The organism is Algoriphagus boritolerans DSM 17298 = JCM 18970, from assembly GCF_900108085.1.
In the GTDB taxonomy this organism is placed as follows: domain Bacteria; phylum Bacteroidota; class Bacteroidia; order Cytophagales; family Cyclobacteriaceae; genus Algoriphagus; species Algoriphagus boritolerans.
In genome coordinates this window covers 51,444-65,302 of sequence record NZ_FNVR01000022.1, presented here as the reverse complement: position 1 = coordinate 65,302, position 13,859 = coordinate 51,444, and the positions used below count along the sequence as shown (strand labels likewise).

Here is a 13,859-nt window from a genome sequence, read left to right as displayed (position 1 = left end):
ATCGAGCATGACGAAGATCGTCACACACTGGGATGATTATAAACCATGCGAGATTCCATCTGACCTTTGAAAAACAAATTATAAACAGATGAAATGTACCTATTTATAATGGATTTTTACAATTCAATTTGACGGCTTAAGCTCTAATTTTGACAGTATCGAAATTTAAATCAAGACTGTATGAAATTCTTTATTATTGCTCTGATAGCCACATTAACTTTCCAATCCCTCCCTTCAAGGGAGGTAAATGACGAATGGGAGTCACTTTTGGATACCGAATTGACCAATTGGGAAAATTATCTCAGCTTTAGACACAAGCTTGGGTACAATGGAAAAGTACCAAAAGACAGCAAAGGAGTAGAAATTGCACCTATTGGCTACAACAAAGATGAGTTTGGCGTTTTCACCATGCTGGATGAGCCGGCAGGACCTGTGCTTCGGGTGAGCGGAGAAATATATGGAAGCATTTTTACCAAAAAATCTTACAAAAACTATCACTTAAAGTTGCAAGTGAAATGGGGGACAACCAAATATGAACCCCGAAAAGATTTGCTTAAAGACTCAGGAATCCTGTATCATTCCATTGGTGAAGCTGGTGTAGAATACTGGAGATCTTGGATGCTTTCCCAAGAATTTCAGGTAATGGAAGGCCATATGGGAGATTTTTGGTGTCAGGCGACTTCTGGAATTGATATTCGTTCCTATCCTGCAGAAGGGGATAAAATAAGCTCGGTTGCAGACCCAACACAAGCATTTCGCCCTTTCCAAAGTGGCGGAGATAATTTTTGCCTAAGGTCAGCCAACTTTGAAACTCCCGACAATGGATGGACGACACTTGAGCTCATTACGTTTGAAGGAAAAAGTCTTCATATCGTCAATGGTCAAGTGGTCATGATATTGGAAAACTCCCGTTATAAAAATGATAAGGGGGAGCAGGTTCCGCTGGTTGAAGGAAAAATCCAATTGCAGAGTGAGGCGGCAGAGGTCTTTTACAAAGATATCAAGATCAAATCCATCACTGAAATTCCAAAGGTCTACGAAGGATTGTTTAATTAACACATAGTACTTGATTGATTTAGTTAATAACCTCCGAAAATCAAAATTGGAATAGGCAATCTCCATGAATCCTTAATGGGTAACGAATCAAGAAAACCAAAAAAGCTGCCATTAGCGCAGCTTTTTTGGTTTTTGAAAACTTCAACTCTTTACTTCAATCCTCCGATCATATCTTCGGGCTTGACCCATTCGTCAAACTGTTGCGAAGTCAAAAGTCCCAAAGCAACAGCGGCTTCTCTCAAGCTTGTTCCTTCTTTATGTGCTTTTTTAGCTATTGCAGCCGCATTTTCATATCCGATATAAGGATTTAAAGCTGTGACCAGCATCAGTGAATTCTCCAGATGCCGTTGGATCATCGGTGTATTTGGCTCGATCCCTATGGCACAATTGTCATTAAATGAAACACAGGCATCACCAATCAGTCGGGCTGATTGCAGGAAGTTAGCGGCGATTAAAGGCTTAAATACATTGAGCTCGAAATGACCCAGTGAACCTCCAATGGAAATAGCGACATCATTGCCCATAACCTGAGCCGCCACCATGGTGATTGCCTCCACTTGCGTAGGATTGACTTTACCAGGCATGATAGAGGATCCCGGTTCATTTTCAGGTATCAAGATTTCCCCGATCCCGGATCTAGGACCTGAGGAAAGCATTCGGATATCATTGGCGATTTTCATCAGCGAAACCGCAATTTGCTTCAGGGCTCCATGTGCTTCGACCATACCGTCGTGAGCAGCAAGTGCCTCAAATTTATTGGGTGCAGTGACAAATGGAAGCCCGGAAAGTTCGGCGATTTTTTTGGCAACCAGCTCAGAATAACCCCGAGGAGTATTCAGTCCAGTTCCAACTGCAGTCCCTCCCAAAGCCAGCTCAGAAAGATGAGAAAGGGTGTTTTTCAAAGCTCTCAGTCCGTGATCCAGCTGAGCCACATAGCCACTGAATTCCTGTCCTAAAGTCAAAGGAGTCGCATCCATGAAGTGCGTTCGGCCTATTTTGACTATATTTTTAAATGCTTCAGCTTTAGCAGCAAGGGTATCTCTCAGTTTTTGTACACCCGGAATGGTAGTTTGCACCACCATCTGATAGGCTGCGATGTGCATGGCGGTGGGATACGTGTCATTGGAAGATTGAGACTTATTCACATCGTCATTGGGATGAATTTTCTTTTTGGCATCTTCCAGGGAACCACCTAAAAGTACATGCGCTCGATACGCAATCACCTCATTGGAATTCATGTTGGATTGGGTACCCGAACCCGTCTGCCAGATCACAAGCGGAAACTGATCGTCATGCTTTCCTTCAAGAATCTCATCACAAACGGTAGCAATGATATCTGCCTTGGATTGCTCCAAGACTCCCAATTCTGCGTTAGTCAAGGCTGCAGCTTTTTTCAAAATCGCAAAGGCCCTAATAATTTCAATTGGCATTCGATTTTTCTCGCCACCAATTTTAAAATTGTTGATGGAGCGTTGGGTCTGAGCTCCCCAATAGCTGTCGGCTGGAACCTCTACTGGCCCCATCGTGTCTTTTTCGATTCGGATAGACATATTTCTGGTGTACGGGTTTGATTTCAAAGTGCAAAGGTAAGGTCTAAAGCTGTTTTAGCCTAAATAGCGAAGATCAATCCTTGCCCTTCATCTCAAAATTGATCAGTTCATGGAAAACATCCCGTGAAGCCTTCACTTGGCGGTGGAAAAAGAAAACACCCAGTATATAATTAACCAGGGCCAGGCCAAAACAAATCAGCCCGTCAACCAAATTGTCCACCACCAATAAATAATAGGCCGCAAAGCCCAGCAAAACAATACTCCAAAAAGCCAGAAAAAAGATTGCCCCAGGGAAAAGCCGGTAACGCATGAAAATAATACTTCCCCTATTTGTGGATTCTACTTCCCCAGAGATCAGCGGGAGAAAGGTATTCCCTTTGTTGATTGCTTTGGATATTCTAAACCCTTCCTGACCGATCATCCCGTTAAACCTCACTTTAGTGTTCAATTGGGTACGAGAATCCAAAAAATTTACCTCTTGAGTCACACGGATCAAATGCCCCAACACTTCTCTTTTAGAAAGGGCGCTGACCAGTGTTTCAGTATGGTAGGGAAGTAAATTCAATGCAGATTATTTTACAGCAATACAGGAAATCTCAACATTCACATTTTTAGGCAACTTACTAACCTCAACTGTTTCCCGGGCCGGAGGGTTTAATTTAAAATATTGGCCATAGGCCTCGTTGATGGTGCCAAATTGCCCCATATCGCGGATAAATATGGTACATTTGACCACATCAGCAAATGAAAAATTCGCTGCTCTGAGCACGGCTTCCATATTTTTCATCACCGCATGTGTCTCTTCGGTAATATTTTCATTGATCAATTCACCTGTTTCCGGATCCAGGGCTATCTGACCTGATACGTATAGCGTGCTCCCTGCCAAAACAGCTTGTGAATAAGGGCCAATCGGCGAGGGAGCTTCGGGAGTGAAGATTATTTGGTTAGGCATGGTGGGTGAGGGGTGAATGGTTAATTTGTGCGTAGTGAAGAGTAAATTGTTAGTGGTAATTAGTTAATAGCTAATGGTTAATGGTAAATAGTAATTAGTTGATTGCCAATTATTTTCTGCCTTTTTTCAGCTTTCTGACTTTATTTTAACTGGTAACTGGCAACTTGAAAAGGCTTCGACTCCGCTCAGCCAGACACCACAATGCCGACTGCTAACTGAAACTGATCCCGATAGCTATCGAGGACTGATCACTGAAACTTCCTACTTCGATTTTGCTTCATTCCAATACACGTCCATTTCGGCCAAGGTCATATCGCTGAGATTTTTTCCAGCCGATTTGGCGGCGTTTTCAAGGTATTGGAATCGTTTGATAAACTTGACATTGGTACGCTCAAGAGCCTCCTCCGGATCGATTTCAATGAATCTGGCGTAATTAATCAGTGAAAAAAGCAAATCTCCAAACTCCGCAGTCGCCCGTTCTTTGTTGATTTCCTTTTCCTCAGCTGCATTGAATTCCGCTTTGAACTCCTGCATTTCTTCCTCCACTTTTTCCCAAACCTGATGCTTTTCCTCCCAATCAAACCCCACTCCACGTGCTTTCTCCTGAATCCGCATGGCTTTAATCAAGGCTGGAAGGGATTTTGGCACTCCTCCTAAAACAGAAACATTGCCTTTCTCCTTCAGTTTGATTTTCTCCCAGTTTTGGCTCACTGTTTCCGCATCATTTGCCTGTACATCCCCGTAGATATGCGGATGGCGGCGGATTAGTTTTTCGCAAAGCGCCTGAATCACGGAAGACATATCAAAATGACCTTCCTCAGACCCGATTTTAGCGTAGAAGACGATATGAAGTAAAATATCACCCAATTCTTTTTTTATTTCTTCCGAATTTCCTTCCAGAATCGCATCCGATAGCTCAAAGGTTTCTTCGATAGTCAGGTGTCGCAGACTCGCTGTGGTCTGCTTTTTGTCCCAAGGACATTGTGCCCGGAGCTCGTCCATAATAGTCAACAAACGATCAAAGGCTGCGAGTTGCTCGGCTCTGGTACTCAAATTAGACATGACTTGGGAAACTATGCTTGAATTGTGAACGTTTTCGAAGTAAAGCTTTAAATTTGCGCAAATTTATCCGTTATGGCAACAATACTCATTACAGTAGGCTTCGTGGCATTATTCTTTATTCTGATGTCAGTACGGCTGATTTTCCTCAAAAACGGTGAATTCAAAGGCACCTGTGCTTCCCAAAGCCCTTTTCTCAATAAAGAGGGGGCGACCTGTGGCTATTGTGGCAAAACGATGGATTCTTCAACAACTTGTGGCAATCCGGACAATGAAGTAGACAAGGTCATGGCCAAATTCAAGTAAATTCTGATCCTGTTCATCTCAGGATTTTTTAACTATTCACTTTTACTAAATCAATACACGTGTCGCTTATCAAATCAATTTCAGGAATAAGAGGAACCATCGGCGGTAAAGCCGGAGAAGGTCTTACGCCTGTTGACGTTGTAAAATTCACTGCTGCTTATGGTGCTTGGGTAATTGAGCAAACCAACAATCCCAAAGTTGTAATCGGAAGAGATGCAAGAATATCGGGTGACATGATCTCCAGGCTGGTTTCTGCTACGCTTCAGGGCATGGGAATTCATGTCATTGACCTAGGCCTGAGTACCACACCTACCGTTGAGTTTGCCGTTCCGTTGGAAAAAGCCGGAGGTGGAATTATCCTTACTGCCAGCCACAATCCGATTCAATGGAATGCCTTAAAACTGCTGAATTCTGTGGGTGAATTCATCTCAGATCAGGAAGGAAAAGCTATTTTGGAGAAAGCTGAATCCGAATCTTTCTCCTTTGCAGAAGTAAAAAAACTCGGAAGCTATATCCAAATCAACGATTACATCGACCGCCATATTCAGCATGTCCTGAATTTGGAGTTGGTGGATGCAGCAGCTATCAAAGCAAGAAACTTCAAGATCGTAGTAGACGGAGTGAATTCAACAGGCGGAATCGCCATCCCCAAATTACTTCGCGCCCTTGGAGTGACTGAGATCGAAGAAATGTTCTGCACCCCGGATGGTCATTTCCCCCACAATCCTGAGCCACTTCCCGAAAATCTGCGCGATATCTCCAAGAAATTGGAAAAAGGAAGTTTTGATTTAGGTATTGTAGTGGATCCTGACGTGGACCGGTTGGCCTTTGTCAACGAGGATGGATCCACGTTCGGTGAAGAATACACTTTGGTGGCAGTAGCCGATTATGTGCTGAGCAAAACCCCGGGAAATACAGTTTCAAACCTTTCTTCTACACGCGCACTTCGGGATGTAACTGAAAAAAGAGGTGGAAAGTACACCGCAGCTGCAGTAGGTGAAGTGAATGTCGTGAACCAGATGAAAGCTGTCAATGCTGTGATCGGGGGTGAAGGAAACGGAGGGATTATTTATCCTGCCTCCCACAACGGACGTGATGCTTTGGTCGGGGTGGCGTTATTCTTGACACATCTGGCGAATTTCGGGAAGTCCATCTCCATGCTGAGAGCTACTTACCCCAATTATCACATTTCCAAAAATAAAATTGAGCTTACCCCGGAAATCAATGTGGATAAGATCCTTCTTGAAATCAAAGACAAATACAAAAAGCACCCGATCAATGATATCGATGGAGTGAAAATTGAATTCGAAAAAGAGTGGGTTCACCTTAGAAAATCCAACACTGAACCGATCATCAGAATCTACTCCGAATCAGAGTCAGAGGCCACAGCGGAGCATTTGGCAAAAAAAATCATGCAGGATATCAAAGAAGTGGTGAGTGCTTCTCTGATCTGATTGCAAACCCCAGTCCCAAGCCAAGTATGAAAAAAGTGTATTTTGATAATGCCGCCACCACAGCAATGGACGATCGGGTAATCGACGCCATGCTTCCTTTTATGAGGTCTCATTATGGCAACCCTTCCTCAGTGCACAGTCATGGCCTTGAGGTAAGAAGTGCTATTGAGAAGTCGAGGAAAAAAGTTGCGGAGTTACTAAATGCCAGCCCATCAGAGATCTTTTTCACCTCGGGAGGCACAGAAGCCGACAACACGGCCTTGGTTTGCGGCGTTGAAAGTCACGGGATCACCCATGCAATTACTTCTCCCATTGAACACCATGCGGTGCTACATACGCTGGAAGTATTGGCAAAAAAAGGCACCATCACACTCAGTCTATTGAATGTCAATAATCAGGGTGAAGTTGACCTCGATCAGTTGGAGAATTTACTGAAAGCCCACCCAAAAAGTTTGGTTTCGCTGATGCATGCCAATAATGAAATCGGCAATCTAAATGATCTGGACCACATAGGATCTTTGTCAAAAGAATATGGTGCATTTTTTCACTCCGATACGGTCCAGACTGTGGGCCATTTTATTCATGATTTGAAGAATCTCCCTGTGGACGCAATTGTAGCCGGAGGACACAAATTTCACGGTCCAAAAGGCTCCGGATTTTTGTTTGTTAGAAAAGACAAGAAAATCCACCCTTTCATTCATGGAGGAGCCCAGGAGCGAAATATGCGCGGAGGAACAGAAAATGTAATCGGTATTATTGGGATTGCAAAAGCGCTGGAATTAGCCTATGAAGATATGAGTGGGCATCGAAGCCAAATTGAAAAAGTCAAAAAGCACTTTATCGAAAAACTAACCAGTGAAATCCCGGGAGTGGAGTTCAATGGGCTTTCTACGGATTTTGAGCGCAGCTTATATACCGTATTAAACGTCAGCCTCCCCCCCTCGGACTCAAACCATGGTATGTTGCTTTTCAATCTGGATCTGTCAGGAATCTCTGCCTCTGGTGGCTCGGCCTGCAGCTCCGGGGCTACGGTGGGTTCCCATGTGTTGAGAGCCTTGCATCACAATTCGGAGCGGGATTCCGTACGGTTTTCTTTCAGTCGGTTCAATACGTTGGAAGAAGTAGACTACACGGTAGACAAGCTAAAGGAACTTTATTCAGTAGAGGCATAAAAAAAGGAACTTTTCGAAGCTCCTTTTTTCATTTTAGATCAATCTGAAAGTCAATTTGCAGGCTTGTACCCAATGGCATAAGGAGTCCAAATCTCATAAATTGGAGCTCCGGTTGAACTCAATCCGCTGTGATGCCATTCCCCGTCAATCACCTCAAAGTCAAATCCCAATTTTGCACCGACCCTGGAATTGTCACGGGAAAAGAAGGTGATATTTTCGGTATACTTTCCATCCATCGCTGAATAGGTTCCTCCACCGGTTCCGGAAAACTCCCTCGTCTCAGAATTAAAAGCAATCCACTGGAAGCGGCCTCCGCTTAAGATTTTTACAGTCCGTCGGGCTCCTGGTGTAGAACGAGAGACCTGATCGTCCCGCTTTCGGCCGGTGATCACCCAATTCCCGGTCAGATCATCTCTGGCATCCGATATTTTCTCCCAGATCTCCACGAGCATCCCATTGTTGGTATTTGCAGACAGGATCAGCTTGCTGCCATCCAGTTCGATCTTGAACGGTGTGGTAGTCCCTACTTGAAGGGGATTTAAGGTGAAAAAATCCAAGGTTTCCGAATACTTTCCGTTCTCAAACTTGAACGGTCCCCCACCTGCTCCAATGAATGCGTTGTCAGCGACATTCTTCACTCCAAAAGCAAAATAGTCATCCTGATAGATCTTAATATATTCTTGGTCCGAAACCGCATTCCCGTTTTGGCTTACTAGTTTCCAAGATCCTTCCAGGCTTTGACCGGATACCCATCCCGTCAAAAACAGAAAAAGCAAAAGCAAATATTTCTTCATAACTAAATGGGTTAAATTCATGTGTTTATAATTTGTTTCTCAATGGCCACATAGCCTGTCCCGATCTTTCATCGGGAGAATGCCCTGGATAATCATCCCCCTGTGTGAGATTTATTCTCATGGGCATTTCATCTCCATTAAAATTCATGAACAAAGTACAGAATTCCAATCTTTTATTGGCAATTGGTAACTTGACAGAATCAAAGAAAAGAAATGGATTATGAAGGAATTTCAATTGGGAAATTCAATTGCTGAGGTTGTTGAGATGCTACCTGATTTCAGAATAAAGAAGGTTCGGCTTGACAATCGTGAAATTGCGATCGTCCGGATGGGTGAAAAAATCTATGGATTTGATATTTTTTGTCCCCACCGCGGCGCCTCATTGATTCAGGCGAATATCCATTCGGGCGAAATCATTTGCCCGCTTCATCACTATCGTTTCGAATTACAGAGTGGTCGCTCTAGAGCGGGCGATTGTCCGGATCTCGAGACTTTTCCTTGCCGGCTATCCGAAAAAGGATTAACCATCACTTTACCCTGACATTCAGTGAAGCTTTGTGCCATTCGGAACCTCCCGCTCTACGGAAGCCAACACAATCTGACTCTCGGCCAATGAAAACCCTGTCACCAGAACCTCAGACATAAAATCTGCTATCTGCCGAGGCTTAAAATTACAAACACAAATCACTTGCCTACCGATTAGATCCTTTGGTAGATACAAATCTGTCACTTGTGCAGAAGACTTTTTGACTCCAAGTTCAGGTCCTAGGTCAATCCAAATTTTATATGCTGCTTTTCGGGCTTTTTCAAATAATTCAGCCTGAATAACTGTCCCTACCCTAAGATCTATTTTGTTGAAATCTTCTATGTCAATCGTTTGCATAGTGGTTTTTTTTCCTAATTTTAGGAACATTTTTGCAATCCCCGAGTTTAACTTACTAGATCAAAAACAAATCATGTTGAAATTCTCAGGATTTCATTTAAGAAAACCGATCATTCTAAGCATTGGCGTGCTTGGTTTGATGTTTATTGGAATGGATGCATCTGCACAGTCAGAAAATGAAAAAGTAGAAGAAATCTATCCTAAAGGAAATGATCGGGTAATTTTAGAGGATCATACTTTAATCCAGGATAATTCCTCCTTACGATTGACCCCTGCTAAACCAAATGTGATTCAAAAGCCAGTTACTACAGTAATAAAAAGAGATCAGAATTCAGGAGAAAATCTTTCAGACCGGGATTTAAAAAAGAACGAATCTCCTCCTTCCACACTTTCTTTTAATCTTTTTCTGTACATCGTGGACAAATTTAAAGCTGATTAAAAAAATCTACTTATAAAAAGCTAAAGCATAAAAAAGAGGATTAAAGCCTCTTTTTCCGTTTTAGTTCTCCGCAATAAACTTTTCAAGTTCTCCCAAACTCAATTTCCCCTCGTAGTAAGCCCGGCCAAAAACTGCGGCGGTTAATCCCATATCCCGTAGCATTTTGAAATCATCCACGCCTCTCACTCCACCTGATGCGGCTAGGTGGATGGATGGAAATTTGTCCATGATTTCTTTATAGAGTTCAAAATTTGGACCCTGCATCACTCCATCTCGGGTCACATCGGAGCATTTAAGGTATTTCAAGCCCCTATCGTAGAAAAACTCAATGTGTTCAAAAAGATCAATTTCGGTCTTCTTCAACCATCCCTTAATTTTAATCCGATGATCTGAGGGATTGGTATCCGCGGCTAGGTTTATTTTTTCTCTGCCGTAAGAAAGAATAAATTGAGCAAATCGCTCCGGGTGATTGGCCGCTGCGGAGGCAATAGTTACAGTTTTGGCTCCAAACTCAAAACACTTAATCACATCTCCATCGGTTGAAATCCCGCCGGTAAAATCAACCAGAAGATCCGTGTAGCCTGCGATCGCTTCCAAAATGTGATAGTTCTTGGGCTCTCCTCGTCTTGCGCCATCCAAGTCAACCAAATGAAGTCGCTTAACCCCGATTCCTTCAAAGGTCTGGGCAATTTCCAAAGGGTTGTTGGAAATCACTTCTTGGGTCGCAAAATCACCCCGTTTCAACCGGACACATTTTCCTTCAATTATCCAAATGGAGGGGATTATTTCAAACATGGGATTATTAATTCGTCTGGGTATATAAGTTAAAAATGTTGTTTATGGTTTTAAATATACTACCGACAGGCTGGATTAAAAGCAGGTATGGCTAAAACTTTACATTTTCAGAAAAGATATGACTCATTTTTTAAACCTTATCCAACAAAAATTGCTTTTTCTTACCGAAGGAATAAAACGGCTACACGACCATTACTACCGGAAGCCCAGGCAGTTTCACCGTGACAGGAAATTTTAGCCGCATGGTATCCGGTAGTAGAAAAATTCTTCCAGATTTTCCCTTCATCTCTGGAATAATCGGATCCTGAGGGACCTACGGCTATTATAAGATTATCTTTTTCCAAATAGGCTATTCCAGATCGGTACCCAAGAGGAGGGATCACGGGTAGCTCGTAGGATTGATTACTGAATCGAAATGCATTTTTATCCTGACCGTCAAGTTTCGTATAATCTCCACCCACTGCCAAAAGGTTGGTTTTAGTTTTTGCAAGTGCAAAAATTCCCTGTGATGCCTCCCCTTGAAGAATCGGTGTTTCTATTTTTTCCCAGTCTTCATTCTTAAAGTCATAAAAGTGAAGATTGGAAACTAATCCACCGGTTCCGAAGATCAAACCCAGTTCAAAAGCGACTAAAGAGGAGGCACTGGCTGCAAAAGCCGCCTCACCTATTTCTGCCGGAGGCAAATTCTCCATTGTCTTCCAGCTTTTCCCTCCATCTGAAGTCTCCAAAATCATCCAATTCCCACCGACAGGATCCCCGAGGATGAAGCCCCTTTCCTTGTCCAAAAATGAAATCCCGTCAAAAAATGCTTCTGAACCTTCCTGATGTACTTTTCCCCAATTTTTCCCACCATCTTCTGTTCGGTAAATGACAGCCGGCTGACCTGCAGAAGCAACAACAGCCGTATTTTCATCAAAAGCCTGAATCGAGCGAAAATCCACTGAATCCAAGCCTGCAATTACTCCGAATTCCCAAGTTTCACCACCATCAGTGGTCTTTAGCCAGGTTCCGCTGCTTCCACTTGCCCAGCATACTTTGTCCGAAACGGGTGAAAGCCCCCTTAAGGAGGCTTTCACAGGTGTATTAAACTCTTTCCATTGAAGATTTTGGGCCTGGGAAATTCCTACCCAAACCCATCCGAGGAACAAAAGGGCAATCAGCTTCATGCAATATCCACTTTCCGATAGGCTTCAATGAGGGCCTTTTCTCCATCTACTCCAGGAAGGGCATTGCCGTGTTCCATTCCCATCACTCCGGTGAATCCTTTGGAATGGATGTATTTGAACACATTCCCATAATGAATCTCTCCAGTGCCAGGCTCTTTTCTCCCTGGATTGTCACCAATCTGAATATAGGCTATTTCGCCCCAGGTTTTTTCCATGGTAGCAATCAAATTACCTTCATTTCGCTGCATGTGATAGATATCATAGAGGATTTTACAGCTCGGACTGTCCACCGCTTTGCATATCATGTAAGTCTGATCGGCATGTCGAAGAAATAGATCCGGATTGTCACTCAGGGGTTCCAAAACCATCGTCAAGCCAGCAGGTTCGAGTATTTCTGCACCTCTTTTCAAGGCTTCAATCACATTTCCGGTTTGCACTCCCATCGGGAGATTCCGTTCAAAATACCCGGGTACGACCGTTGCCCATTTTGCGCCGACTCGCTTGGCCACTTCCACTGATTCACGACAGGTCTTCAAGAAAACATCCAAAAATTCCTGCTTGCCCGTAGTCAGGGAAACTTTCCAATTATCACCCCCATCGATTACGAAAACTCCCATTCTCATGCCGAGATCATTCAGTGTTTTGCCAATCAATTCCTGATCAGCAACCGATCTCCGTAGCATTCCATTGTCTTCTAAGGATCGGAATCCTTGATCTGCCATGAATTTCAATTCCTCCACAATACCTCCCGGTGCGGAATTTTTAAACATCCCAAAATGTGGAGCAAAGTCCATGTTGAAAGTTGGTGCAGCTCCTTTTTCTGCTCCAAATGATGGAATACTCATCGCGCCCGCTGTACCCAAAAGGGCACTTCCAAGGCTCATTCGTTTGATAAATCCTCTTCTTTCCATAATTAAACTACTTTAGATTTACCCGGAATAGCATGTGGATAATAACCATCAGCTTCCGGAAGAATTTTAGGCATGGCATCCCAAGCCAAAGTGTCAGGGAACAGATCCACCGTTCCGTTCAATGCCTCATCCCAAGTCAACACTTTGCCGGAATAAGTCGCATAGCGTCCCATGATGGCCGTCATGGTCGATTTAGCGGCATTTTCAGCATCGGCAAATTTGTATTCCCCTTTTACCAGGGTGGCCCAAAGCTCATCATGCTCTTGCTGATAGGGGTTTGGCTGATTTTCTCGATCGTGGGTATAAATAGGATTGCCTTTCCAATCTGTCATCACCCCATGATTGCCTGCACTGAGGAAAACCCTTCCCTTCGTTCCTTGAAATGTTTCATCCACCCGATTGGCTGCACCGGGGAAGTGGCGACATTCAGAATGGATCACTGACCCATCTGCATAAGTAAAAGTCAACACATGGTGGTCAAAGATTTCCCCATGATCTTTTCCTGTGCGGACAGCTCGACCTCCTGTGCCTTCAGCTTTCACCGGATAGGAGTTTTTTGCCCAGTTTGCAATGTCGATGTTATGCACATGCTGCTCCACAATATGATCTCCACAGAGCCAGTTGAAGTAATACCAGTTTCTCATTTGGTATTCCATTTCTGTTTGCTCCGGCTTGCGCTCGCGGACCCATACTCCGCCGTCATTCCAATACACCTGACCGCTGACGATTTCGCCAAGGTCACCATTGTGGATTCGCTTCATTACCTCTCGGTAATTATTCTGATAATGACGCTGAAGACCTACCACGACGTTTAATTTCTTGGCTTTTGCCACTTCAGCTGCTGCCAATACTTTCCGGATACCTGCGGCATCGGTTGCCATTGGTTTTTCTGCAAAGATCTGCTTCCCCTGATTCACTGCTTCCTCAAAATGAGATGGGCGAAAACCCGGAGGTGCGGCCAAGATTACTACATCTGCCTCTGCTATGGCTTTTTTGTATCCATCAAACCCAACGAATCTTTTCTCCTTTGGAACATCCACTTTGTCGGCCCCGTGCTTGTCAAAGATCGCCTTGTAACTACTCTCCATTCGATCTTCAAATGCATCAGCCATGGCTACTAATTTGATGGGATGCCCTGTCGCAAATGCCTGAAATACAGCTCCAGTCCCACGACCTCCACAGCCGATTACAGCGAGTTTGAGTTCATTTGCAGGAGCTGCATAAGCTCCCGGAACGATAAAAGCGGGTGCCAAAATCCCGCCTGTAACCAGAGCGGAGGTTTTGATAAAGTCCCTTCGGGAATTTAGATTTTTCATAGTTTT

At 43.8% G+C, this 13,859-nt stretch carries 16 protein-coding genes; 6 read left to right on the top strand and 10 right to left on the bottom strand.

Annotation, left to right across the window (positions count from 1 at the left end; translation table 11 throughout):
- The first annotated feature begins 180 nt into the window (after positions 1–180).
- Positions 181–1,056 (top strand): 3-keto-disaccharide hydrolase, encoded by an 876-nt coding sequence (locus tag C4S61_RS16270; protein ID WP_103925862.1) that lies wholly within the window; start codon positions 181–183, stop codon positions 1,054–1,056.
- A gap of 149 nt (positions 1,057–1,205) precedes the next feature.
- Here the strand turns inward: C4S61_RS16270 and fumC are convergent, their stop codons facing one another.
- The 4 genes from fumC to mazG form a co-directional block, all read right to left on the bottom strand.
- Positions 1,206–2,606: a class II fumarate hydratase gene (gene fumC / locus C4S61_RS16265; protein WP_103925861.1), complete on the bottom strand. Its 1,401-nt coding sequence runs from the start codon at positions 2,604–2,606 to the stop codon at positions 1,206–1,208.
- Between the two features lie 73 nt (positions 2,607–2,679).
- Entirely contained in the window at positions 2,680–3,171 is a 492-nt protein-coding gene (locus C4S61_RS16260) for a hypothetical protein (protein ID WP_103925860.1), read from the bottom strand.
- Between the two features lie 6 nt (positions 3,172–3,177).
- Complete coding sequence (locus C4S61_RS16255; protein ID WP_103925859.1) at positions 3,178–3,558, bottom strand: RidA family protein; 381 nt, start codon at positions 3,556–3,558, stop codon at positions 3,178–3,180.
- A 261-nt stretch (positions 3,559–3,819) separates the two neighbouring features.
- On the bottom strand, positions 3,820–4,620 hold the full coding sequence (gene mazG / locus C4S61_RS16250) for a nucleoside triphosphate pyrophosphohydrolase (RefSeq protein WP_103925858.1): 801 nt from the start codon (positions 4,618–4,620) through the stop codon (positions 3,820–3,822).
- 72 nt (positions 4,621–4,692) lie between these two features.
- Between mazG and C4S61_RS16245 the strand changes: the two genes are divergently transcribed.
- Genes C4S61_RS16245 through C4S61_RS16235 form a run of 3 tightly spaced genes read left to right on the top strand, consistent with a single transcriptional unit; the run spans position 4,693 to position 7,549 of the window.
- Complete coding sequence (locus C4S61_RS16245) at positions 4,693–4,923, top strand: hypothetical protein (RefSeq protein WP_103925857.1); 231 nt, start codon at positions 4,693–4,695, stop codon at positions 4,921–4,923.
- 59 nt (positions 4,924–4,982) lie between these two features.
- On the top strand, positions 4,983–6,377 hold the full coding sequence (gene glmM / locus C4S61_RS16240; RefSeq protein ID WP_103925856.1) for a phosphoglucosamine mutase: 1,395 nt from the start codon (positions 4,983–4,985) through the stop codon (positions 6,375–6,377).
- A gap of 26 nt (positions 6,378–6,403) precedes the next feature.
- The gene (locus C4S61_RS16235) at positions 6,404–7,549 is read left to right on the top strand and encodes a cysteine desulfurase family protein (RefSeq protein WP_103925855.1); all 1,146 of its coding nucleotides are present in this window, start codon (positions 6,404–6,406) and stop codon (positions 7,547–7,549) included.
- A gap of 50 nt (positions 7,550–7,599) precedes the next feature.
- Here the strand turns inward: C4S61_RS16235 and C4S61_RS16230 are convergent, their stop codons facing one another.
- Entirely contained in the window at positions 7,600–8,343 is a 744-nt protein-coding gene (locus C4S61_RS16230; RefSeq protein ID WP_103925854.1) for a lipocalin family protein, read from the bottom strand.
- 220 nt (positions 8,344–8,563) lie between these two features.
- Between C4S61_RS16230 and C4S61_RS16220 the strand changes: the two genes are divergently transcribed.
- Positions 8,564–8,884: a Rieske (2Fe-2S) protein gene (locus C4S61_RS16220; protein WP_103925852.1), complete on the top strand. Its 321-nt coding sequence runs from the start codon at positions 8,564–8,566 to the stop codon at positions 8,882–8,884.
- Positions 8,885–8,887: 3 nt separating this feature from the next.
- On the opposite strand, the gene C4S61_RS16215 is transcribed toward C4S61_RS16220, so the two are convergent.
- Positions 8,888–9,226: a tRNA-binding protein gene (locus C4S61_RS16215; RefSeq protein WP_103925869.1), complete on the bottom strand. Its 339-nt coding sequence runs from the start codon at positions 9,224–9,226 to the stop codon at positions 8,888–8,890.
- Positions 9,227–9,299: 73 nt separating this feature from the next.
- Between C4S61_RS16215 and C4S61_RS16210 the strand changes: the two genes are divergently transcribed.
- The gene (locus C4S61_RS16210) at positions 9,300–9,665 is read left to right on the top strand and encodes a hypothetical protein (protein WP_103925851.1); all 366 of its coding nucleotides are present in this window, start codon (positions 9,300–9,302) and stop codon (positions 9,663–9,665) included.
- A gap of 60 nt (positions 9,666–9,725) precedes the next feature.
- On the opposite strand, the gene C4S61_RS16205 is transcribed toward C4S61_RS16210, so the two are convergent.
- The 4 genes from C4S61_RS16205 to C4S61_RS16190 form a co-directional block, all read right to left on the bottom strand.
- Entirely contained in the window at positions 9,726–10,460 is a 735-nt protein-coding gene (locus tag C4S61_RS16205; RefSeq protein WP_103925850.1) for a 1-(5-phosphoribosyl)-5-[(5-phosphoribosylamino)methylideneamino]imidazole-4-carboxamide isomerase, read from the bottom strand.
- Positions 10,461–10,621: 161 nt separating this feature from the next.
- The gene (locus tag C4S61_RS16200; protein ID WP_103925849.1) at positions 10,622–11,626 is read right to left on the bottom strand and encodes a WD40/YVTN/BNR-like repeat-containing protein; all 1,005 of its coding nucleotides are present in this window, start codon (positions 11,624–11,626) and stop codon (positions 10,622–10,624) included.
- Positions 11,623–12,537, bottom strand: coding sequence for a hydroxypyruvate isomerase family protein (locus C4S61_RS16195; RefSeq protein ID WP_103925848.1), 915 nt, complete (start codon positions 12,535–12,537; stop codon positions 11,623–11,625). The genes C4S61_RS16200 and C4S61_RS16195 overlap by 4 nt, the downstream gene beginning before the upstream one ends.
- A gap of 2 nt (positions 12,538–12,539) precedes the next feature.
- Positions 12,540–13,853 carry a Gfo/Idh/MocA family protein gene (locus C4S61_RS16190; RefSeq protein ID WP_103925847.1) on the bottom strand — a complete coding sequence of 438 codons (1,314 nt, stop codon included), beginning with the start codon at positions 13,851–13,853 and terminating at the stop codon, positions 12,540–12,542.
- Positions 13,854–13,859 lie beyond the last annotated feature (6 nt).